Origin of the sequence: Paenibacillus sp. FSL W8-1187, assembly GCF_037965485.1 — a bacterium.
Taxonomy (GTDB): Bacteria; Bacillota; Bacilli; order Paenibacillales; family Paenibacillaceae; genus Paenibacillus_O; species Paenibacillus_O pasadenensis.
The window spans coordinates 5,190,885-5,213,622 of sequence record NZ_CP150181.1; the positions used below are offsets into that span (position 1 = coordinate 5,190,885).

Genomic DNA, 22,738 nt, shown 5'->3' on the forward strand with positions numbered 1-22,738 from the left:
CTCCTTCTTCTCCGCTCCCGGCGCCCTTGCGAGCGTCACGGGCGTCCTCAGCCCGGACGGTACATGCTGAACGCCCGCCTCAGCCGCTCCGGCAGGCGCCGATGATGGATGCCGAGCTTGTAGCCGATCAGCTTGGCGGCGTTGTCCGCCACCAGCCGCGGCATTTTTCCCCATTGCCCTTCTTGCGCCAGCGCCTTCAGCTGCGCCTTGACGAGCGACGAGCCTTCCTTGCCGACGCCGGCATACGGCAGGATCCACGCCTGCTCGGCCATCGACGTGCCGTTGTCGTAAAATCGCTTGAACTGCTGCCCCGGCGTATAGGCGTGGGAGTGGACGACCTGCGCCTCCGCGTTGTAGGCGATGCGGTAGCCCTTCAGCACCATGCGCCCGGCCAGGAACAGATCCTCGTTGAAAAAGGTCGGCTCCGCGAATCCCCCCATCGTCCGGAACGTCTCGCGGCGCGTCGCCGCGCAGACGTTGGAGCAGAAAAACGTCTTGAGCCCGAGCTCGGACAGGTCCTCGCGGCTCTTGAGCCTCGACTGCGCCGGGTAATTATGCTCCCGCGACATGCGCTCCAGCAGGTCGGCCTCCGGCCGGGCCAGCTGGCGGGCGTAGGCGTAGCCGACGCCCGGATCTCCGACGGAGCGGGCGAGCTGCTCGACGAGCCGCTCGTCGGCGGGCATCGCGTCCTGCGTCATGAACAGCAGGATGCAGCCGCTTGCCACGGCGGCCGCCCGGTTGCGCGCTCCGCCATGGTCGAATTCCGAGCGGGCGATCGACAGCAGGCGGGCGCCGGCGCGAATCGCCCGCTCGGGCGTGCCGTCGGTCGACTCCGTGTCGATGACGATGATTTCGTACGGCGGCAGCGTCTGCCGCGAGAGCCGCGACAGCAGCTCCTCGAGGTCCGGCCCGGCGTTGCGCGTCGGAATGATGACGGATACCCGGTCCCCTACAGAAGCAGCCGGCACGGGGCCGGCTGCTTCGGAACCAGGCGCTTCCGGGGAGCGGATGCCGCCCGGAGTCTGCTGGATTTCAGTATGCATTTTTATGGATGAGTCCTTTCAGCACGGTCTTGAAAATAATCCGGATATCGAAGAAGAAGCTCCAATTCTCGATGTAGAACAGATCGTGGCGGATGCGCTCGTCGATCGACGTGTCGCCGCGCAGGCCGTTCGTCTGCGCCCAGCCCGTAATGCCGGGACGGATGTGGTGCTTGACCATGTAGCGCGGAATCTCCTCGCGGAACTGGTCGACGAAGAACGGGCGCTCCGGCCGCGGGCCGACGACGCTCATCTCGCCGCGCAGCACGTTGAGGAACTGCGGCAGCTCGTCGAGGCTCGTGCTCCGCAGGAACGTGCCGAAGCGCGTGCGGCGCGGATCGTTCTCCACCGTCCAGGTGCGGCTCGCGTCCGCGTCCGTGCTCACCCGCATGGAGCGGAACTTGAGCATCGCGAACGAACGGCGGTTCAGGCCGACCCGCTCCTGGCGGAACAGCACCGGTCCCGGCGACGTCAGCTTGATGCCGAGGGCGATCAGCAGCATGACCGGCGAGAGCGCGATCAGCGCCGTCAGCGAGAAGACGATGTCGAACGTGCGCTTGGCGATCCGGTTGCCCATCTCGTCGAGCGGCACGTCGCGGATGTTGATGAGCGGCATGCCGGCGAAGTTGTCGAAGAACGGCTTGGCCGGCAGCAGGTCGAAGTAGTCCGGGATGATCAGCGTCTTCACCCCGGCCTTTTCGCAGGTCTGGATGAGCTCGCCGTACTTGGAATGCGCCTCGAGCGGCAGCGCCAGGATGACCTCGTCGATCGTCGGATTGTCCGCGAGCAGCCGCTCCAGCTCGTCCAGCCGGCCGACGATCGGCGCAAGCGGGCGTCCCGCGTATCGGCGCAGCACGGCCGCGTCGTGCTCCTCGTGGAAGTCGTCGAGGAAGCCGTACGCCTCGTAGCCGAGATCCGGGTACAGGCTCAGCTGGTCATGGAAGCTGCGGCCGACGCTGCCCGCCCCGAGGATGAGCACGTAGCGCTTGTTGAGGCCGCGGCGGCGCAGCACGGTCAGCGTCCGCTTCAGCGCGTAGCGGTAAAGCCCCAGCCCGACGAGGTTGAAGGCGAAGAAGATCGCCAGGAACTCGCGGGAGATATGCACTTCCTTGGTGATGAACAGCAGGCTGAGCAGCAGCAGCAGGCTCAGCGTCTGCACCTGGAAGATCTTGAGCAGGTCATGGGAGAACTTCTTGCGCCGCTTGGGCGTGTAGAAGCTCGTATAGAAGCCGATCAGCACGGCCGCGAACGCGTAGACGGTGCTCCATACCAGATAAGTTTTGAGAGGCACGGTATTGTAGTAGACGAGCAGCCCGCTATGAAATTTGATCCAGTAGGCGCCCAGGAACAGGCCGAGCATGACCGCCAGATCGGACAGCACGTACATTTGCGTCAGAAAACGCTGGTTTCTTCGAAGCATTCGCATCACCGCTCGTGCAATATAGTCGTTCTTTTCTCTCACATTGTACCAAAAAAGGAGACTCCCATCTATTCGTTAGACGAGAGTTGCAACAAAATGTTGCTAGAAAAGAATGGATTTCACCCGCGTCCCGGCCGGCTGCGCAGCTCGCGCCGCTTCGCGCGCATCTCCGGCAGCCTCCGCATGATCTCCGGCCAGCAGCGGAGCAGATCGCGCTCCCTGAGCAGGATATACCCGAATTTGGCGAGTTCGATCGCGGCGATCGCCGGCAGCCGCCTCCACTCGCGCTCGTTCTTGACGAGCGTGTAGAAGCGGTTCTGATAGGAATGCCGGCGGACGAAGGCCGACACCGACGTCCGTCCGCCCTCCTTCCAGCCGCGCGCGTGCAGCGCGCGGGCATCCGGCGCGTAGAGCGCGACCCAGCCGAGCCGGCGGGCGCGCCAGGCGACGTCGACGTCCTCCTTATAGGCAAAAAACGTCTCGTCGAAAAACTCCCCGCCGAGGGAGACATGCCGGATCATGCTTCGGCGGTACAGCGCCGCCGCGCCGGAGACGCCGAACGTCTCGCCGGCCTCCAGCCAGGCGGACGCAGGCTCGCCGGCGCCGCGGTCGCGCGCCTGGCGCGCCGCGTCCATCGCCAGCCCGGTGCTGTCGATGAGCGCCTCCGCCGGCAGGCGGTCCAGCCAGGCTTGGACCGCCGGCGGCGATTCCCCGTCGCCGGCCGCGCCCGGCGCCGCAATTCCGCCCTCGGCGACCCCCATGCCAGGGGCACCGTTGCGCCCGGCGCCGGCCAGCCCCTCTGCCGGCTGCCGCACGAGCATGCCCGTCGCGCTGCCCGCCTCCGGGCGGCGCTCCAGACGCTCGACGAGCCGCCGCACATAATCCGGATGCAGCCGCACGTCCGGGTTGAGCACGAGCGCATAGTCGGCGTCCGAACGCGCGAGCGCCCGGTTCTGCCCTCCGGCGAACCCGGTGTTCACCGGGCTGAGCACGACGTCGAGCCCCTCGCCGATGCGGCCGAGGAGCTCCGGGGTGCCGTCGTCGGACGCGTTGTCCAGCACGACGATCTTTTCGATCGGGTAGCTCTGGGCGCGGACGCAGGCGAGGCAGCCCTCGATGTCGTCCACGCTGTTGTATGTCACGATATGCACGCTCACTGTCGCCCGGACAGAAGCGGCAGCGGAGCCCTGCGAGGCCCCGCTGCCGCCCTTGTCCGGAGACGGCGACGCCTGCGCCGCCGAATCCTGGATGTTCATTTAAACGTCGAACCCGCCTTCCGAAATGACCTTCTGTATAAAATAATAACTGTCTTTCGGCGTGCGTTCCAGTGTTTCGTAATCGGTATGGACGATGCCGAAGCGTTTCGCGTAGCCTTCGGCCCATTCGAAGTTGTCGAGAAGCGACCAGGCGTAGTAGCCCTTGAGCGGCACGCCGGAGTCGATGAGGCGCTGGCACTGGATGAAGTGCTTGCGGTAGTAGTCGACGCGCTGGGCGTCGTGCACGCCGCCGTCCTCGGCCACATGGTCGTCGGTGCAGGCGCCGTTTTCCGTGATGTAGATCGGGATGTCGCCGTACTCCTCATGCAGCCAGCTCAGCACCTTGTACAGCGCCTCCGGGTATACGTTCCAGCCGATGAACGTCTGGTCGAAGCCGACCTGCACGTCCTCGCTGTCGAACAGCCCGCTGTCCTTCTTGTAGCGCGTGTAGCCGCCGGTGTAGAAGTTCACGCCGATGAAGTCGATCGGCTGTCCGATCGTCTCCATGTCGCCTTCGAGGATCGGCACCTCGATGCCCTTGCCGCGGAACCACTCGACCATGAACTGCGGGTAGGAGCCCTTCAGCGTCGGCTCGAGGAACCACTCGTTGCCCCAGGCGCGCGAGCGGCGCGCCGCCTCCACGTCCTCCGGCCGCGTCGTATACGGCTCGGACCAGCTCAGGTTGTGCGTCGTGCCGATCTGGCCCGGCAGGTTCAGGCTACGGTACAGCTGCACGGCGCGGCCGTGCGCCACAAGGCAATGATGCGCGACGTTCGTCGCCAGCTGCAGGTCGGTGTGGCCCGGAGCGTGCACGCCGATGAAGTTCGAGAGGAACGAGACGCACCACGTCTCGTTGAACGTGATCCACGACTTCACCTTGTCGCCGAATGCCTTGAACACGATCTCCGCATACGCCAGGAACGCATCGATCGTCTCGCGGTTGTCCCAGCCGCCCTTGTCCTGCAGCGCCTGCGGCAGGTCCCAGTGGTAGAGCGTCACGGCCGGCTCGATGCCGGCGGCGATCAGGCCGTCGATGACGCGGCGGTAGTAGTCCAGACCCTTCTCGTTGACCTCGCCCGTGCCCTGCGGGAAGATGCGCGGCCAGGCGATGGAAAAGCGGTAGGACTTCACGCCGAGCTGCTTGAGCAGCGCGATGTCCTCCTCGTAGCGATGGTAGCTGTCGCAGGCGACGTCGCCGGTGTCCCCGTTCACGACCTTGCCGGGCGTGCGGGCGAACGTGTCCCAGATGGACAGGCCGCGGCCGTCCTCGTCATAAGCGCCCTCGATCTGGTACGAGGCGGTCGCCGTGCCCCAGACGAAGTCTTTCGGGAAAGAAATGCGTGCCATAGGAATTCCTCCTGATCAAGTAGGTTGATGCCGCAGTGCCGGGCTTCTTCTGCGGACGAAGTCCGAACGGGCTAGCGGAACAGCAGCGTCTGGATCGCGTGCGCCGGAATCGAGCTGTCGGCCAGCTGGCCGCGATGGCGCACGACGTACGGCAGCTCGGCGTCGGTGCGGTTCAGCACGACGAGTGCGATCGTGCCGTCCGGATTGCGGAACGCCGTCTGCTCCAGCTTGTCGGTGTAGCGGGAGCTGCCGATGCGAACCGCGCCGGGACGGATGTAGCGGCTGAAATGCGCGATGTAGTAGAACGAGCTTTCATAAGTGATTTCGTCGGTCGTCGTGTCGGCGATGATCGGCGCGTCGCAGAAATTGCCGACATGGTTCGGACCGCCGCGCTCGTCGAGCACGATGTTCCAGTCGGTCCAGCCCGTCGTCCAGTGGTTCAGGTTGCCGAGGATGTCGTGGCCGTAGCGCTCGCCGGTCGCCCAGGAGCCGAGCTGGACGCCGCCCTCCTGGCAGCCCTCGCTGAAGAACAGCGCCTTGTCCGGGAAGCGGTCATGCACCGCCGAGAGCGCCTCGAAGTGGTCGCCGGAGTACCAGTGGAAGCAGATGCCCCAGATCTGCTTCGACGCTTCCGGGTCGGTGAAAGCGGCGACCGCGCGCTCATAGACGCGCTCCTTGTTGTGGTCCCAGATCATCACCTTGATGTGGCCGTAGCCAGCCTGCTGCAGCGCGGGACCGAGATGGTCGCGCACGAAGTCCTTTTCCTCCTCGGCCGTATACACGCAGGAATCCCAGGTCTGCACCGCCTTGGCCTCGTTCTGCACGCTGAGCGCCCAGATCTTGACGCCTTCCGCCTCGTACGCCTGCACGTACTTCACGAACATGTCGGCCCACGCCTGGCGGTACTCCGGCTTCAGCTGGCCGCCCTGGTTCATCTGGCCGTTCGTCTTCATGAACGGAGGCGGGCTCCACGGCGAGGAGAACAGCTTGAACTCGCGGCCGGCCTTCTGAGCCGCGCGGCGGATGAGCGGCAGGATCTGCTCGCGGTCATGCTCGACCGTGAACGTGGCGAGCTCGTCGTCGCCGTCCTCCACATAGGCATAGTTGCCGAGGGAGAAGTCGCAGCTCTGGATATGCGAGCGGCAGAGCGTGTATCCGATGCCCTTTTCCGGATCGAAGTACGCGTCGATGATCTCCTGCTGGCGGGCCGGGCTCATCTTGGCGATCGTCACGGCAGACGCCTCTGTCAGCGCTCCGCCGAAGCCTTCGATCGTCTGGTAGGAGATGTCGTCGTAAATGTTGATCAGTTGGCTCTCGTGGCCGTTCTCGTCGGCGCGGAAGCTCAGCCGTGGCTGCTCGGCGAGCCGTTCGCCGGTGTCTTTCGCGGTCTGCACGAGACGGATCGTTCCGGCCTCCGTCGTTAAGAATGCGCTTGCAGCCTGCTCGTTCATCGGGCTCATCCTTTCCTCAACCTATGCCCTTATTATAAAAGGAGAGCCCTTATCCTTTGTAGAAACAATCTGGCTAGGAACCTCAACGATCTGGTCATCTCGAAGAATCTCGCCGCCGTTCATCTGGGATTCATCTGGATCGGCTATACTGAATAAGCCTTGTCCAAAACAAATTCCCGGCTTGCGCCGTCTGGAAGGAGAGCTCGCGCAGATGCGGCTATGACCCAGGCCGGACGGATCCTTTCGACGGCCTCTCGTCCGACGGCGTCCACCGATTCCAGAGAGGGTCGACCGGATGATTCCGCGTCCACGCCCTTGCCTGCCGCCGCATTCCCCAGCCTGAAGCCGCTCGCGGCTCGGCGCTCCAATCCTACCTGAGAAAGGTGGCTGCCCGCCATGTCCTGGTACAACGGACCGCTCCCGGCTCCCGGCGCGCCTGCGGTCAAGCCGCTGGCGCCTGCGGATGCGCCCGCGGTGTCTATCGTCCTGTGCGACTATTCGCGGCATGAGCAGCCGTTCCAGCAGTCGATGCGCGGCGGGCTCGAGTGCTATCTGTTCCGTCTGCAGATCGAAGGCCAGGCGTCCGTCCTGCTGGGCGGCCGGATGGAGACCGTGCTGCCGGGGGAGCTGCTGCTTTTTCCGCCGGGCGAGGCGTATGAGATCGACATCGTCCCTGGTGGGGATGAGCCCGGCCACGGAGCGAGCGCGGATTATTATTTCATGGCGACCGGGTCGTGGCTCGACCGCTGGTGGCAGCAGGAAGCACGCCCGCGCCGCGCCCGGATCGCCGACGACGGCAAGATCCAGGGCATCTGGCATCAGCTCGCGCTGGAGAGCCGGCGCCTCGACGGGGGCAGCCCCGAGATCCTGTCGGCGCTGCTGCAGGCGCTGTGCCTGCTGCTGGAGCGCGCGATCCGCGAAGCGCCGGCCAAAGGCGGTCCGGGCGCGCTGCTCGCGATGAAGCTCAAGCACTTCGTCGAAGCCCACGCGACGCGGGCGTTCACGCTCGACGAGGCGGCGGCCCATGTCGGCATCAGCAAGACGCGCGCCGTGCATCTGTTCAAGCAGGAGACCGGCGGCTCGATCATGCAGTACGCGCAGCAGGTCCGGCTCGCGCTGGCGCTGCGGCTCATGGCCGGCAGCCAGCTCACGCTCGAGCAGATCGCCGACGAGGCGGGCTTCGGCAGCTACACCTACTTCCACCGGGTGTTCCGGGAAAAGTACGGCGTGCCGCCCGGGGCTTACCGGAGGCGGGAGTAGGGATTCATCGCGCGTTTTTTCTCCGACATCATCAGGTACCCGGCATCCGGATGCCGGGTACCTGATGCCGGGTACCTGATGCCGGCTTCCACATGCCGGATGCCGGATGCCGAATTCCGGATGCCGACATATAAGCCGGATTCTTGGACATCTCCACTTCCTGCCGAAAGGAGGGCCCCCGCCCTTGTCCTCTTCCTCCTCTGCCGCTTCTCTAGCCGAGCCGATGTCCGCACGGACCTTCGGCCTATGGGCCGCCGGGCTGTTCCTGGCCGGACTTGCCGCTCGCTTGCTCCTCGGCCTCTATACAAACGGCTATGTCGGCGACCAAATGTACTTCATCCGCTGGATGCAAGGCGCGATGGAGCATGGCGTCCGCCTTTCCTACGTGCATGCGGACATGCAGAATTACCCTCCCGTTTTCATCGCGATCCTGGAGGGCTATGGCCATGTGCTGAATGCCCTTGGGCTGGAGATCAAGACGGCCCATCTGACCTCCAAAGCGCTTCCGATCCTGTTCGATCTGCTCGCCATGGCGATCCTGCCCCTCGTCCTGCGCCGCCGGCTATCCCGGCGCTCGCAGCTGCTCCTGCTTGGAGCGCTGGCGCTGAATCCGGCGCTGCTCGCCGACGGGGCGATCTGGGGTCAAATTGACGTCTTCCATAGCCTGCTCATGGCGCTGGGCGTGCTCGCGCTCGTCGGCCAGCCGTTTCTGGCGGGAGCGCTTCTCGGCATCGCTCTGCTCAGCAAGTTCCAGGCGATCGTCATCGCGCCTGTTATCGGAGCGTATGCGCTGCGCCGGATGCTGCGGCGGGACTTTGCCCATCCGCTGCTGCTTGCGGCAGGCTTTCTGGCTCCGCTTGCGCTGACAGCCGCCTGTTTCAGCGCCAACGGCACGCTGGACGACATGGTCCAGGCCGCCTACTTGAGCGCGACCGACATGTACCCGCAGCTGTCGCTGAACGCCTTCAACCTGTGGTACCACCTGTTTACAGATCCGTCCTTGAACGACACGACCACCTTGGCGGCCGGGATGAGCTACAAGACGTTCGGCTTCCTCCTGCTCGGCCTGGCCTGCGCCTTCGTCGCCGCCTACGTCCTGCTGCTGAAGCAGCTTCGCACCGTTCACCTGCTGATGGCCTCCGCCTTCATCAACCTGGCCTTCTTCATGCTCCCGACCGAGATCCACGAGCGGTACGGTGTTCCGGCGATGCTGTTCCTGGTGCTGGTTCCATTTTTGATGGGACGCGAGACAACGTCCGCTTTCGACACAACGGCCAGTCCGAGGATTGTCCTTGTCCCGGAACCAGCCGCCGGCACCGGCTCACCCCATCCTCTACGTCGCTGGACGCCGCGCCGCCTTTGGTCTTTTGCCGCCGGCTGGTTCACCCTCTCTACCGCGCTCAACATCTGGATGGTGCTGAACGGCGGGATGGGCGGGAAATGGCTGGGCGGCGAAAATGGAAGGGAGGGCGGCTTCGGCGGGGAAATGCGCGCCCGCCCTTGGCGCGACGATGCCTACAGCAATGCATTTCAAGGCGGCGGCTTCGCCTCAGGCCTGCTAAGCGGCTGGGAACATGCATTGGCGATCGGCATCAGCGCGGCAAATCTAGTTCTTCTCATTGGAACAAGTCTTTATTTGATCGTATCCATGAAAAGAACTCTAGCATCTTTTTCGAAACCACCTCCATAAAACTTCCAAACCCTGAAATGTAAAAACACGGAAATCGTATGATATAATCTTTACCTATAATACAGAAATCTTGAAAAGGTAGGTTTTAACATTGACCATTCGCAAAGCTATCATTCCTGCAGCCGGGCTCGGAACCCGCTTTCTCCCTGCTACAAAAGCTATGCCCAAAGAAATGCTTCCTATTGTCGATAAGCCGACCATTCAGTATATCATCGAAGAAGCTGTCGCTTCGGGAATCGAAGATATCATTATTGTAACGGGCAAAGGAAAGCGTGCGATCGAAGATCATTTCGACTACTCGTTCGAGTTGGAGCATCATTTGACCAGCAAGGAAAAGTGGGCGCTTCTCGAATCTGTACAAAAGCCTTCCAATATGGCTGACATCCATTACATACGCCAAAAGGAACCGAAAGGGCTAGGTCACGCCATTTGGTGCGCTCGCAAATTTATTGGCGACGAACCTTTTGCCGTTTTGCTTGGGGACGATATCGTCGAATCGACTACTCCCTGTCTAAAGCAGTTGATTCATGTCTACGACCAGTTCCATTCCTCAGTCGTAGGGGTACAGGAGGTTCCGTGGAGCGACGTCTCTCGCTACGGGGTCATTGACTCCAGTCCCGTCTCCGACCGATTGTTCAAAGCCAATGGACTCGTCGAAAAGCCAAAAACAGACCAGGCTCCTTCCAATCTTGCCATTATGGGCAGATACATCCTTACTCCCGCCATTTTCGATCTTCTCGGCGAGCAAGACGCTGGTGTCAACGGAGAGATTCAGCTCACCGATGCCCTTTCTCTTCTGCAACAAAGAGAGTCCATTTACGGATATAGTTTTGAAGGCCAAAGACATGATGTCGGAGAGAAAAACGGATTTATTCAGACGACGATTCATTACGCCTTGCAGCATCCTGAACTTAGAGAAGAGACGCTTCGTTATCTTAAAGATATCCTGGAAAAGGAGCGGCTGGTTCAACATTAAAGCATGCTTCAATAAAGAAACTCCCCGAGTTCATCGAATCGGGGAGTTTCTTTACTCTTTAATCTCCGCTAAAAAAGAACGCAGCGCCTCTCGCCACTCCGGCAGATCGTTGAAGCCGTTGACGCGTATCGCGCCATGATCCATGACGGAGAACCTCGGCCTCGGCGCCGGGCGCGGGAACTCCTCCGTCGTGCACGGATCGGCCTGCGCCTTCAGACCGGCTTCCTCGAAAATCGCCTGTGCGAACTCAAGCCAGGAGCAGCTGCCCGTATTGGAGGCATGGTAGATGCCGTAAGCTTCCGAGCGCGCCAGCTCCAGCAGGAGCGCGGCAAGATCCTTCGTATACGTCGGCGAACCGAACTGATCGCTCACGATGGAAAGGCGATCCTTTTCCACCCCGAGCCGCAGCATCGTCTTGACGAAATTAGCGCCATGCTTGCCGTACACCCACGACGTCCGGACAATGAACCAGCGGTCATGCAGCGACTGCACCAGCTGCTCCCCGGCCAGTTTTGATTTTCCGTACACAGTCTTGGGATTCGGCAGATCGTACTCTTCATAAGGACGCTCTGCTTGACCATCGAACACATAATCCGTGCTGACATAAATGAGCTTGGCTCCCGCTTCCTTCGCCGCCAAAGCGACGTTGCGAGTCCCAGCCGCGTTGACCCGATAAGCGCCGTCCCGATCCGTCTCGGCCTGATCGACAGCCGTGTAAGCGGCGCAGTGGATGACCACGTCCGGCTTGTGCTCTTCCATGGCCTTCCGGCATTGCTCCAGCGAAGTAATATCGAGCTCGTCGCGGCCAAGACCGACGATGTTCAGCCCATCCTCCGGTTGCCACAGCGCAAGCTCTTTTCCCAGCTGCCCATTCGCGCCGGTGACTAGGATGTTCAATGGCTTCTGCGTGCCAGCGCTCATGCCTTGTCATTCGGCTGCTGCAGCCGATCTCCATATTGCGTGTCGAAATACTGCTGGTAAGCTCCGCTGAGCACGCCATTCATCCATGCTTCGTTGTCCAGGTACCAACGGATCGTCGCTCGGATGCCGGATTCATAGTCGTGCTTCGGCGTCCAGCCAAGCTCGCTGCGGATCTTGTCGGCGTCAATCGCATAACGCCGGTCATGTCCAAGCCGATCCTTGACGAACTGGATGAGGCTTTCCGGCTTGCCCAGCTCCTGAAGGATCGTCTTGATGACCTGCAGGTTGTTCCGCTCGTTCCGTCCGCCGACATTGTACACCTCGCCGTCGGCGCCTTTATGGATGACGAGATCGATCGCGCTGCAATGATCCTCCACATACAGCCAGTCGCGTACATTCAGTCCGTCGCCATAGACAGGCAGCGGCTTGTCTTGCAGCGCGTTTTGAATCATAAGCGGAATGAGCTTTTCGGGGAATTGAAACGGTCCGTAGTTATTCGAGCAACGGGTGATGTTTACCGGAAGCCCGAATGTCTCGTGGTAAGCGCGCACCAGAAGATCGGCTCCCGCCTTGCTGGCCGAGTAAGGACTGTTGGCGGCGAGCGGCGTCTCCTCGGTAAAGAGGCCCGTTTCTCCGAGCGTGCCGTACACCTCGTCCGTCGAGACTTGCACGAACTTTTTCACGCCGTATTGCTTGGCCAGCTCCAGCAGCGTCTGCGTGCCGAGCACATTCGTCTTGATGAAGACATCCGGCTCCAGAATGCTGCGGTCGACATGGGACTCCGCCGCGAAGTTCGCCACGACATCGACTCCGGCTTGGAACAGCGGCTCCAGTTCTTCCCGCTTCGTAATATCGGCTTTTACAAATCGGACCTTCGGATTGCCTTCCACCGATTTGAGGTTTTCCAAATTTCCTGCATAGGTTAGAGCATCGACATTGATGATTTCATAGTCGGGGTACTTTTCGGCCATATACAGCACGAAATTGCTCCCGATGAATCCGGCTCCGCCGGTAACGAGCAGCTTCACAATGGCAACGTTCCTTTCTCGTTGGAATCAGCCTTCAAAGGCGAAATTGATATCGGCATCGGCCAGTATCGGATGCTTCCCGTCTTTATCAGAGAGCACCGGCTTACGAACCGGCCAATCGATTCCGAGCGCTGGATCGTTCCATGCAATGCCGCGATCATGTTCCGCCGAATAGAATTCATCCACCTTGTATTGAACCTCGGAGTTCGGCACCAAGGTGCAGAAGCCATGCGCGAAGCCCTTCGGCACGAGCAGCTGACGATGGTTGGTAGCGCTCAGGATAAATCCTTGCCACTGGCCGAAAGTAGGAGAACCTTTGCGGATGTCCACCACAACATCGTAGATGGCTCCTGCCGTACAGCGAACTAGCTTGGTCTGCGCCTTGGGATTCATCTGGTAATGCAGGCCTCTCAGCACGCCGGCCTCGACCGACAGGGAATGGTTATCCTGAACGAACTTTGTCGTGATGCCCATTTGGACGTATCGCACCTCGTTGTAGCTTTCGACAAAGAAGCCCCTATGGTCTCCATGGATGGCAGGCTCGATGAGCTTCAGGCCAGGCAGCTTGGTGCCATACACGTTCATCCCGTGACCCTCCTTCCTTTTCCCTCTTAAAGCTTGAGCTTTCCAAACTCTTCTCCGAGCACAATCTCTTTGGAGAGTTCATTGGCATGCGTCAGAGAGGCATGGGTACCTGCGTCAGTCCACCAGCCTTCCAATATATCATATGTCAAACTTTTCAAAGAGATATAGGCATTGTTCACATCGGTAATTTCCAATTCTCCACGCCCGGATGGCTGGAGCTTCTTGACGATATCGAACACCCGACTGTCGTACATGTAGATGCCGGTCACTGCATAGCTGCTCTTCGGCGCCGCCGGCTTCTCCTCGATGGATACGATCTGACCTCCGTCGAGCTCCGCCACACCGAAGCGCTGAGGGTCATGCACTTCCTGGATGAGGATCTTAGCACCATCGCGCTGCTTGCGGAAGTTCTCCACGTAGTCGGCGATCGTGTCCGAGAACACGTTGTCTCCCAGAATGACGACCATCTGGTCGTCTCCGACGAAGTGCTCCGCCAGGCCGAGAGCCTGGGCGATGCCACCCGCCTGGTCTTGGACCTTATACGTGAAGTTGACTCCCATCTCGTGTCCGCTGCCGAGCAGGTTGACGACGTCTCCCATATGGTCTTTGCCGGTGACGATGAGGATATCCTTAATGTCGGCTTCCTTGAGCTTGGCGATGGAGTAGTAGATCATGGGATATTTGCCGACAGGCAGGAGATGCTTGTTGGTCACTTTGGTTAAAGGAAACAGGCGGGAACCAGTCCCGCCTGCAAGTATGATGCCTTTCAGGATGAGTCAGTCCTTTCCTTAAAGGTTATTTGATTTTTATCAGTTTTTGAGCATAGTCCTTGGATTGATTTTCTTCTTCCATTCCCACTGCTTCTCTAGTCAAATACAAAGGCCTTCTTTTCGATTCATTATAAATTCGGCCTATATATTCTCCAATGATACCTAGAGTCATAAGTTGCACTCCGCTAAAAAATAAAATGGCAACCATAAGAGATGGATATCCTGGTACAGGATTTCCGTAAAGCGTCGTCCTGATAACCATAAAGATAGCGTAGAGGAAACTAGCCAAAGATACCGTTACACCGAAATACGTAAAAAGCTGTAATGGAGCAAAAGTAAACGATGTTATCCCCTCAATGGCAAAATTCCACAGTTTCCAAAAATTGAAACTGCTCTTTCCTGAATGTCTCGAATCCCTTAAGTAGGGTATGCTCGTTTGCTTGAATCCAACCCAGCTGAAAAGACCTTTCATAAACCGATGATGTTCCTTAAGTTGCTTTAGAGCATCAACAACAGGACGAGACATTAATCTAAAATCGCCTGTGTCTGCAGGGATATCGATTTGGGTCATTTTTCTAATCGTTCGATAGAAGAGATGCGCGGTCAGTTTCTTCATGCGTGTTTCGCCTTCTCTTTTAATGCGTGTGGCGTAAACCACGTCGTACCCTTCTCGCCACTTAGTAATCATATCGGGAATCAGTTCCGGCGGATCTTGCAGGTCGGCATCAATAGGAATCACAATATCTCCACGACTGAAATCAATCCCAGCTGTCATTGCCAACTCTTTTCCAAAGTTTCGAGACAAGTCGATTGCTTTGATTCGGGTGTCCTGAAGAGAAAGCTGCTTCAAGCGATTCCAAGTGTCATCCTTGCTTCCATCGTTTACACATATGATTTCGTAATCTAAATGAAGTCTTTGCAAGACCGCAGAAACTCGTTCATAAAAATATTGAACATTCGAGCCTTCATTGTACATAGGAGCAACAATGGAGACGACTGGGTATTCTTTCGACATCCTGTGCATTCCTTTCAATTGCTGATTTTTAAACACGAGAGATAAAGATAATCTGTTTCAGATCAAGCGGCGAATTAATTTGTAATAAAATTGAGCAAGTAGGTTGGTTTCAATATAGGGCTATGTAAATGGTATCACCCACTATTTTTAATTGTTCCAAACTAAATTGAGACCAATTCTGGTTTTTGAAATACTTCTCATGCACTTTAGAGTCCATGTCGACTCGAGTATAATCCCTACCAGTATAAAATTTGAATAAAGACATGATAGACCAGTCCACAACCATGCTTCTAGGAAGAACGTCATAGCTATTTGCCTCTACATATGACCATGTAGGAGCATCATCTTGTATGAATGAGATTTTATTTACGTTGATTCCCACCGAATCTTCATATTCATTAATAACATTCTGGACTTGTAAAACGATTTCCTTGTCCATTCTATTGGTAGCAAGTTGGTTTGCGAAAAGAAACTGGTTCGATGCAAAGTTGCTAAGGACTAACACTATCAAAAGACCAGAACTGATAATTTTAAAAAAATTTAAAGTTTTGTCTAGCCTATCTTCATGCAATAAAGAGACAATGACAGCAAGGAAGGATGGCAATCCCATAAAGACAACTATTGAGCGAGGAGTAATAAAACCATCGTTTGCAATAATGAATGGAGAAAGGATCGAAAGATAAATTAGGATAAAAAACCCGGCGCCAATTAGCACGCTTGTTTTTTGCGCATTCCTTAAGCACCAATAGACAAATGTTATCGCTAGAACGAGCAAGGTGATTACATAAATATAACTAGTCAGTAAATTGTCCGAATGTAAAACGAGAAATTCTTGACTCTTAACTATTTTCACCAAATTATCTTTAATGACGGTTAAATTGAAGTTTGTGCGTTGCCCATCGCTGAACCTCATAAGGATAAAGTTGGTCAATAGAGAAACAAAATAAATGCCTAGTGTCCAAAAAAATGAAATGCATCTATTTTGCTTGGATGCTTTAGGAAATAGAAAGATCACGGCAAAAGTCAACAGAAGAAAATACGGTGCAAAACTCTGGTAAATTGCTAGTACCATGGAGAGGTATAGGAAAAGAATAAAGCTATTTTTTAGAGTGACACCGTGGTTGACCACTCTCCTAAAAGCAAGTGAGCACAATAAGATACCGAACGAGTACGGCAAAATCACTTCTGGAAATAAGAATAAAGCGCCCATAAAAACGTTGTTGAATAGAAGAATCACAGACAAAACCAGTATAGCCACATTAAGTTTTGACCACTTTTCTTTTCTGCTCAACAAGGTCAAGAAAACAACATAAGAGGAAATTGATATGATAACAATCGCAAGAAAAGTGGAAAGAAAGAATGCAACCTCATAATCCAGATTGATAAAACTTAAAATATTCAAGAAGGCAAAAGTAATTGGCCTACCGTTAGTAAAAAAATTCACTACAGGATAATGACCTGTATAATTGTAGCTGTCTACAGAAAAATGTGGATATAAAAAAACTATATAGAAAGTGACACTTACTAAAAATGATAGCAGCAGGATCCCAATTCTATATTTCTTCAACTGCTCATAAGCCATTTTTACCCACCCCTATTTACAATTAAATCCCTTAGCAGACTTATCCGTCTACCTATTTTTGTATTATCCATGAAGTTGCGATACTTCTGGAAAAGACGCCAACCTCGGCTCTGAAATAACGAGCTAGAATCGCTAGAACTATGAGAGCCGACTTGAGGCCCAAACGGTTGATTCAGAATCCAGTTGATATCTAGATCCAACTGCTGAAACTCGCAGTAGAGTGAAACATAATCGTCCACAAGGCGAGGGAAATTGGCCAGGTCAACCGACTTTTTGATTCGGCACTGCTTCATTTCCGGTTCGTGCAACCCTTGTAAAGCTATGGAAACAGCCTCTATCAGATGTGATTTTCCAAATCCTTTCACGACTCTATCGCGGGAAGTCTCTTTAATCATTCGGTAGCGAACAGGATCATCCAGCAACTCGAAAATGGCCTCTACGTACTGCTCAATTTCTGCATCACTGTACTCGGTTCCCGTCTCGATATCCATCCCTCGCTCACGCTTCTGCAGGAGCGGAAGCAGCTTGCCTACCGCGTCATCGATCAGTTCACTTTGGCCACCTACATCCGAGCTGATGACCGGCACACCCATGGCCAGAGATTCATATGCAGTCAATGCCAGCCCCTCACGTATAGAACATATGAGGGTGAGGTCGCTGTCTCTATAGTATGGCCTCATGTCGTCCTGACGGCCAAGCAACAAGACAGTGTCCTCAAGCCTCTCCTTGTACACGCAATCACGCAGACTATCCAGTTGAGGTCCATCTCCTACGACAGCGAATATGATGCCAGGCAAGCGAACTTTCGCCTTTTTCGCGATCTCAAGCATGAGGAAAGGCCTTTTCTGCTCCGTAATTCGGCAAGGAAACAACACTACCGGCTGGCCGCTCGAAAGTCCGGCTGTTGATTTTATCGCTCCGGCTGGCGTTCCAACGGGATCGTACTCTTCCGTATCCACTCCGATGTAGATAGTCTCTACATCATCCGGCCTTCTGCCGAATGTATGAATCATCAACTGCCGCAAATGCTCGTTGCAAACGTACGTCTTTTCTAGAATGTCACTTGCGGCGGCGGATGTTCGGGCAAACCCCCCTGCTCTCCATCCCATCTCTTCGGCATGGACATAGTCCACAATAGCTAGGCCAGGAAATTCTTTGCGAAGCCAAGGCAGCAGGTAATATCCGTAGTAGCTGTTGGAAACCATCAACGTATCTATGCCGCGGGTGTGGATGAAGTAGTGAATGAATGAGCTCCATTCCTTGACGTCGAGGAAAGTCGTCAAATCAAACACTTCGTCCGTCTGTTTTTCAAAACGCTGTCTCCACCCCGAATCGCTTGAACTGGTCGTAATGACGGAAACTTCGAATTGCTCCCGGTCCAGCCGAGCTGTTAGATCGAGATTGAACAGGTCAGCCCCCCCCATGACCATATGGGGAAGCAAGAGCAGCAACCGATGCTTTCCCTCTTTGTCGGAAATAAGAGGACGATTCCATTCCCACTTTCTAGGGGGTGCGAAGTTGATGCCCTTATATCGCGGATATTCAATCGGCTGAATGTCCGATGTATCGATTCGCGAGCTCAGGTCACTTACGATTTCCATAGCCCGTTTGTGGCGGTCCTTGTTCTGCTGTGTCGAGTGCAACCCTCCAGATTCCGTCTTGCGATACCAGAACCCGTAGTAGTCGACATGTACGGGAAACTTATTGTTCGCGAGCAGCTTCAGCCACAAGGCCCAATCCTCGTAGTAATGCTTCTCATCCGAGCCGTACAATCCCGCTTCCAGAAGATCCTTCTTCCGGATCGCCGCTGTGCAGGTCAGCAGGTTTTCCTTTTTCATCGCTTCCGCGCTAAAGGACTTTTTCCACAGATACTCGTGTTTCTGGAACCCGACGCTGTCGGTATAGGCCCAAGCTGCATCTGGATTGCATTGCAACGTCCAATAAAGACATTCAATATAGGTCGGCTCAATTAGGTCATCGGAATCCAGCGGGATGATGATATCCGACGAGGCGGTTCGGATGCCGAGGTTGCGTGCTATGGACGGTCCCTGATTATTCTGGCTCAACAGCCGAATGCGTCCGTCCTGTGCGGCCAGCTCGTTCAGCACGGCTAGCTCGGCTTCGGGATTTCCGTCATCAATGATGATCCACTCCCAGTAAGGGAAGGTCTGATTGAAAATCGAGAGGGCGGTTTGATTTATGTACGTGCTTGCTAAATAATAAGGAGTGATGATACTGACAAGCGGTTCTCCGAAGGGCCTGCGCTTGGAGCTGGATCTCACCTTCCCTGGTTCTTGTTTGAAATCGAACACCATTCTTCACTCCTTGATGAATGTAAATTTCATATCCTGATCTTGAAAGGAGAGCTTCTTGTGGACTTAGACTACATCAGCCGTCCCGACACTAGCGCGCCGGAGGCAAAAAACATGGGTACTACCGATAATCCGCTCATTTCCATCATTACTCCCTTCTACAATTCAGGGAATTACCTGCGAGATACGGCAAATTCTGTTTTTTCCCAAACATTTCCATTCTTTGAATGGATCATTGTGGATGACGGCTCCACGGTTCAAGCCGATATTGAGCTCCTGGAGAGAATTCAGGAAGCTGATCCGCGAGTAAGGGTCTTTCGCAAGGAAAACGGGGGGATTTCCAGCGCCCGCAATCTTGGCATCAAAAACGCGGAAACCGACCTGATTGTTTCATTGGATGCTGATGATCTAATTGAGCCGACTTTTCTTGAATGCGGATTTCTGACCCTTTACACAAATCCTCATGCGAGCTGGTGCTATTCGGATTCCTTCGGCTTCGGCAAGCAGAATTACGTATGGAAAAAGCCATATGACCCCGTTTTACTGCAAAAAGAAAATTATTTAATTGAAATTGCCATGATGCGTAAAGAGGCTCTTCTCTTGGTCGGCGGCTACGATGAATCCGAAAAATATTTTTATGAGGACTGGCATCTATGGCTGAAATACGTCCGGCAAGGACTTTATCCAGTGCGCATGAGCTTTTGCGGAGCATGGTACCGCAGGACGGACGAAGGCGTGCTCGACAAGGTGAGGACCGGCAACCATGAAAATGCCATGAAATTGATAAAGGATGTAGTCTCCCAAATCGACGTTTCCGCGCCAGGCATCAACTATCCCGTAGCACCTTCCGCAGCGGCCAAAGCAACGGCGGATTGGAGCTTGCTGCTTTCGGAGTTGGGTGTCATGTCTTCGGGTGGCCGCATCCTGCATGTGGTCGGTCGTCTGGACTACTTGCTCGACATCGAAACCCCCGCCCTTTTCAGGGAGGCCACGGTCATCGCACTCGAGCAAACCAGCTGCGAGGTGAGAAAGCAGCTCGAAACTAGGATGCCGATGATATCCATTTATGAGCTCGATTCCTTCCTGCATATTGAGCAATGGCCCGCTTTCATCCATTACTTTCTGGCCTCCCGTTCGATTGACACGGCCTACATCTCGGAATTTCAGCTCGTCTACGAATTAATTCCTTGGCTCAAAACGTGCTCCCCCAAAACGAAGTTCGTCAAGCTTGCGCTGCACCCAGCTCCTGCCGCATCCCCCGATTACCTAGATGACTGCATGGATTCAGATTTCTTGCAGGAACGGTCACCGGAATGGAATGCCCTGCTCCGCTGCAGCATCGAGGCAGGATATGTCCGCTACATTCAGTCCAAGCTCAGAGACCGGTGCCAGACGCTAGAGCAGGAAAACCAGGGACTCGAAACCTCTCTTCTGGAATCCCATCAAGCGCTGGAGGAGCAGAAAAAATGGAGCCAGCAGCTGCAGGAGTCGAAAAATTGGCTTGAGCGTGGCTATGCGGAGCAGCAAACCTCCCTTGCCAAACAAAAGAGTTGGACAGATGAGTTGGAAAAAGCCAAAGCATGGCTTGTAACAAGCAACCAGGCCAAAGAAGACACGATCCAAGAGCTTAAAGACTGGATTCGTCAGCTGGAAGAAGGAAAGACATGGCTGGAGGAGCAGTTGAGAAAAGCCAACGCGCCAACTTGATGCACGCACATCTATGCACAGTCCTCAGGCCGTTCCTTCTCAGGAGCGGCCTTTCTTGCCAAAGTGCATTCTAGCTTTCCGCAGCGCCCTTCCCGGCAAGGTTGCCTTTGCTCTCTCCATGTATCGGCTCAAGACGGCGTTCCCCGCCAGTCTTATGAAGTCCCTCCAGATCTCCGGAGGAGACTTGCGCAGTCCCAGCAATTCCTTCATATATCCCACGACTCTTATTGCTCGGCTGGAATGCACAGCGATGACCTCGAACTCCGCATAGAGCGTGGCATAGTCCTCGGCCAAATGAGGAAGCATCGAGATAGCCCCATGCACCTGCCTTCTTTGATCCGCCCCTTTTCCTTGTTTGAAGTCTACAAATATATGGTTGAACCGCTTTTGCATCGCTTGCATGCCAAAACCTTGTAGAATTCTCTCGCGGCCCTTGCGGCCCGCCTGCGTGCGCGCCTCATGATCCGCCAGCAGCTCGCATATAGCCGAGACATACTGTCCGACTTCCCCCGGACTATACGAGGTAACGGTTTCGATGTCGATATGATCAGGACGTCGATCGATTAAGGGCAGCAGCCGGCCCACCTCATCATCGATCAACTCCCGCTGACCTCCGACATCCGAACTTATGACCGGCACCCCCATGGCCAGTGATTCGTAAGCCGTTAATGCGAGCCCTTCCCGGATGGAGCAGATGAGCGTCAGCTGGCTGTCGGCATACCAAGGCCTCATATCGTCTTGCCTGCCGGCGAGAACAATCGTGCTCTCCAGCCCCTCCCGTCGGATGCGATTGAGTAGCTCAGCCTCCTGCGGACCGTCACCTACAACGCAGAAGACCACATTCGGGATGCTCTTGCGCGTTTGCCTGGCGATCTCCAGCATGAGGAACGGGCGCTTTTGCTCAGCGATCCGGCAAGGAAACAGGACGACAGGGCGGTCGGGATCGATGCCTAGCCGAGTGCGTGCCATCCCTTTAGGCATGGTAGCTGGATCGTAACTTTGCGTGTCAACTCCAATATAGACTGTTTCCACGTCCTCGGGCCGGCGGCCGAATTCCCAAATCATCAATTGGCGCAGGTGTTCATTACATACATACGTCTTTTCCAGAATATCGCGAGCGGCCGCCGAGGTGCGGGCATACCCCCCTGCGCGCCATCCCATCTCTTCCATATGGACGTAATCTACGATCGCCATATCGGGGAATTCCTTGCGAAGCCACGGCAGCAGATGATAGCCATAGTAGCTGTTGGAAAGGAAAAGGATGTCGATTCGACGCGTACTGATAAAATAGTGAATGAAGCCTGCCCAGTCCTTTATATCGAGGAAAGTCGTCAGATCGAACACTTCAGGAGTAATCTCCTCAAACATCTGCCGCCAGGTCGAATCGCCCGGATTGGTCGTAAGGACCGAAATATCGTATTGGGAACGATCCAGTCCACGCATGAGATCCAGATTAAACAAATCCGCTCCGCCCATGACCATATGAGGAAGCAGGAGTAGAACACGGATCTTATCCACTTCTATTGTCGCTTGCAGCGGAGGGAAAGCACCTCCCCACGCCTGCGGCTTTTGAAAGTTTGGCGCTTGCAGTCGTGGAAACTCGATGGCGGCCGGAAAGCGGCTTACCTGCGACGCATGGCGGCGGATGATGTTCATGGCCTCTCGATGGTTCTCATTATCGGAGATTGTCGATGCGAGAACGCCAGCAGCCGACTTGCGATACCAGAAGCCGACCCAATTCATATGGACCGGGTAGCGCCCCTGCCCCATCAGACGCAGCCAGAGTGCCCAATCCTCGTATTGGAATGCTTTTTCCTCGCCGTATCCACCGACGTCCAGAAGGGCTTGCCTGCGGATGCCTGCAGTGCAGGTGAGGAGGTTTTCTCGAAGCATTTGCTTGGGGTTGTAACTGCGTTTCCACACATACTCCTGCTGGTCGAATCCAACGCTGTCCGTATAAGCCCAGTCGGCCTCTGGATGACGCTCAAGCGTCCAGTAGATACATTCCAGATAGGTCGGCTCTATCAGATCGTCCGCGTCCAGCGGGACGATAATATCCGTCTCCGCCTGTGAAATCGCCCTGTTGCGGGCGGCCGAAGGGCCGGAACGAGACTGGGTGAGAACGCGAACCCTTTCGTCCATAGTCTCCAATTCGCCGAGCTTGGCCAGATCAGCGGCATTGTCGGAACCGTCATTCACAATGATCCATTGCCAATACGGAAACGTTTGGTTGAGCACGCACCGGGCGGTCTGGTCTATGGTGGTCAGCGCTCGGTAGTATGGAGTCACGATGGTCAGCCTTGGGGGCTGTCCATATGCTGCCTTGCGTGTTGCGGCCAGCCTTCCTGGCTGCTGATCGTATCGGAAATTCATTCTGG

The 22,738-nt window shown here is 56.0% G+C and carries 17 protein-coding genes; 4 read left to right on the forward strand and 13 right to left on the reverse strand.

Translation table 11 applies throughout. The features are described 5' to 3' along the window. Positions 1-47: 47 nt before the first annotated feature. The 5 genes from NYE40_RS22440 to NYE40_RS22460 form a co-directional block, all read right to left on the reverse strand. Positions 48-1,043: a glycosyltransferase gene (locus tag NYE40_RS22440; RefSeq protein ID WP_084137263.1), complete on the reverse strand. Its 996-nt coding sequence runs from the start codon at positions 1,041-1,043 to the stop codon at positions 48-50. Continuing rightward, on the reverse strand, positions 1,033-2,460 hold the full coding sequence (locus NYE40_RS22445) for an undecaprenyl-phosphate glucose phosphotransferase (RefSeq protein ID WP_028598930.1): 1,428 nt from the start codon (positions 2,458-2,460) through the stop codon (positions 1,033-1,035). Before NYE40_RS22445 ends, NYE40_RS22440 begins: the two co-directional genes overlap by 11 nt. A 119-nt stretch (positions 2,461-2,579) precedes the next feature. Further along, positions 2,580-3,716: a glycosyltransferase family 2 protein gene (locus NYE40_RS22450; RefSeq protein ID WP_084137261.1), complete on the reverse strand. Its 1,137-nt coding sequence runs from the start codon at positions 3,714-3,716 to the stop codon at positions 2,580-2,582. Further along, on the reverse strand, positions 3,717-5,063 hold the full coding sequence (locus tag NYE40_RS22455) for a GH1 family beta-glucosidase (RefSeq protein ID WP_028598928.1): 1,347 nt from the start codon (positions 5,061-5,063) through the stop codon (positions 3,717-3,719). It lies immediately after the preceding gene. Positions 5,064-5,134: 71 nt separating this feature from the next. Continuing rightward, entirely contained in the window at positions 5,135-6,514 is a 1,380-nt protein-coding gene (locus NYE40_RS22460) for a glycoside hydrolase family 30 protein (protein ID WP_052333242.1), read from the reverse strand. A gap of 396 nt (positions 6,515-6,910) precedes the next feature. On the opposite strand from NYE40_RS22460, the gene NYE40_RS22465 reads away from it, so the two are divergent. The 3 genes from NYE40_RS22465 to galU all read left to right on the forward strand — a co-directional run bounded on the left by NYE40_RS22465 (position 6,911) and on the right by galU (position 10,440). Then, complete coding sequence (locus NYE40_RS22465) at positions 6,911-7,774, forward strand: AraC family transcriptional regulator (protein WP_052333241.1); 864 nt, start codon at positions 6,911-6,913, stop codon at positions 7,772-7,774. Positions 7,775-7,958: 184 nt separating this feature from the next. Further along, positions 7,959-9,464: a hypothetical protein gene (locus NYE40_RS22470; RefSeq protein WP_339278978.1), complete on the forward strand. Its 1,506-nt coding sequence runs from the start codon at positions 7,959-7,961 to the stop codon at positions 9,462-9,464. 91 nt (positions 9,465-9,555) lie between these two features. Beyond that, positions 9,556-10,440, forward strand: a complete 885-nt coding sequence (gene galU, locus NYE40_RS22475) for a UTP--glucose-1-phosphate uridylyltransferase GalU (protein ID WP_339278979.1) — start codon at positions 9,556-9,558, stop codon at positions 10,438-10,440. 51 nt (positions 10,441-10,491) lie between these two features. Here the strand turns inward: galU and rfbD are convergent, their stop codons facing one another. From rfbD to NYE40_RS22510, 7 genes are all read right to left on the reverse strand, one after another. Then, positions 10,492-11,337 (reverse strand): dTDP-4-dehydrorhamnose reductase, encoded by an 846-nt coding sequence (gene rfbD / locus NYE40_RS22480; protein ID WP_339280096.1) that lies wholly within the window; start codon positions 11,335-11,337, stop codon positions 10,492-10,494. A gap of 20 nt (positions 11,338-11,357) precedes the next feature. Next, a complete protein-coding gene (gene rfbB, locus NYE40_RS22485; protein WP_339278980.1) occupies positions 11,358-12,389 on the reverse strand; it encodes a dTDP-glucose 4,6-dehydratase in 1,032 nt (343 codons plus the stop codon). A gap of 27 nt (positions 12,390-12,416) precedes the next feature. After that, positions 12,417-12,974, reverse strand: a complete 558-nt coding sequence (gene rfbC, locus NYE40_RS22490; RefSeq protein WP_339278981.1) for a dTDP-4-dehydrorhamnose 3,5-epimerase — start codon at positions 12,972-12,974, stop codon at positions 12,417-12,419. A 26-nt stretch (positions 12,975-13,000) separates the two neighbouring features. Next, positions 13,001-13,744, reverse strand: coding sequence for a sugar phosphate nucleotidyltransferase (locus NYE40_RS22495; RefSeq protein ID WP_339280097.1), 744 nt, complete (start codon positions 13,742-13,744; stop codon positions 13,001-13,003). A gap of 25 nt (positions 13,745-13,769) precedes the next feature. After that, positions 13,770-14,759 carry a glycosyltransferase family 2 protein gene (locus NYE40_RS22500; protein WP_339278982.1) on the reverse strand — a complete coding sequence of 330 codons (990 nt, stop codon included), beginning with the start codon at positions 14,757-14,759 and terminating at the stop codon, positions 13,770-13,772. Between the two features lie 109 nt (positions 14,760-14,868). Then, complete coding sequence (locus tag NYE40_RS22505; RefSeq protein WP_339278983.1) at positions 14,869-16,341, reverse strand: glucosyltransferase domain-containing protein; 1,473 nt, start codon at positions 16,339-16,341, stop codon at positions 14,869-14,871. Between the two features lie 2 nt (positions 16,342-16,343). Then, positions 16,344-18,656 carry a glycosyltransferase gene (locus NYE40_RS22510; protein WP_339278984.1) on the reverse strand — a complete coding sequence of 771 codons (2,313 nt, stop codon included), beginning with the start codon at positions 18,654-18,656 and terminating at the stop codon, positions 16,344-16,346. A gap of 57 nt (positions 18,657-18,713) precedes the next feature. Between NYE40_RS22510 and NYE40_RS22515 the strand changes: the two genes are divergently transcribed. Continuing rightward, positions 18,714-20,360: a glycosyltransferase gene (locus NYE40_RS22515; protein WP_339278985.1), complete on the forward strand. Its 1,647-nt coding sequence runs from the start codon at positions 18,714-18,716 to the stop codon at positions 20,358-20,360. Positions 20,361-20,399: 39 nt separating this feature from the next. Here the strand turns inward: NYE40_RS22515 and NYE40_RS22520 are convergent, their stop codons facing one another. After that, positions 20,400-22,733, reverse strand: coding sequence for a glycosyltransferase (locus tag NYE40_RS22520; RefSeq protein WP_339278986.1), 2,334 nt, complete (start codon positions 22,731-22,733; stop codon positions 20,400-20,402). Between the last annotated feature and the right edge of the window lie 5 nt (positions 22,734-22,738).

Bases quoted from the DNA above. Each gene is read 5' to 3' on its own strand.
- rfbC (WP_339278981.1), bottom strand. From the start codon at position 12,974: ATGAACGTGTATGGCACCAAGCTGCCTGGCCTGAAGCTCATCGAGCCT.
- NYE40_RS22460 (WP_052333242.1), bottom strand. From the start codon at position 6,514: ATGAACGAGCAGGCTGCAAGCGCATTCTTAACGACGGAGGCCGGAACG.
- NYE40_RS22510 (WP_339278984.1), bottom strand. From the start codon at position 18,656: ATGGTGTTCGATTTCAAACAAGAACCAGGGAAGGTGAGATCCAGCTCC.
- NYE40_RS22450 (WP_084137261.1), bottom strand. From the start codon at position 3,716: ATGAACATCCAGGATTCGGCGGCGCAGGCGTCGCCGTCTCCGGACAAG.
- NYE40_RS22445 (WP_028598930.1), bottom strand. From the start codon at position 2,460: ATGCTTCGAAGAAACCAGCGTTTTCTGACGCAAATGTACGTGCTGTCC.
- NYE40_RS22455 (WP_028598928.1), bottom strand. From the start codon at position 5,063: ATGGCACGCATTTCTTTCCCGAAAGACTTCGTCTGGGGCACGGCGACC.
- NYE40_RS22500 (WP_339278982.1), bottom strand. From the start codon at position 14,759: ATGTCGAAAGAATACCCAGTCGTCTCCATTGTTGCTCCTATGTACAAT.
- NYE40_RS22465 (WP_052333241.1), top strand. From the start codon at position 6,911: ATGTCCTGGTACAACGGACCGCTCCCGGCTCCCGGCGCGCCTGCGGTC.
- NYE40_RS22505 (WP_339278983.1), bottom strand. From the start codon at position 16,341: ATGGCTTATGAGCAGTTGAAGAAATATAGAATTGGGATCCTGCTGCTA.
- NYE40_RS22440 (WP_084137263.1), bottom strand. From the start codon at position 1,043: ATGCATACTGAAATCCAGCAGACTCCGGGCGGCATCCGCTCCCCGGAA.
- NYE40_RS22520 (WP_339278986.1), bottom strand. From the start codon at position 22,733: ATGAATTTCCGATACGATCAGCAGCCAGGAAGGCTGGCCGCAACACGC.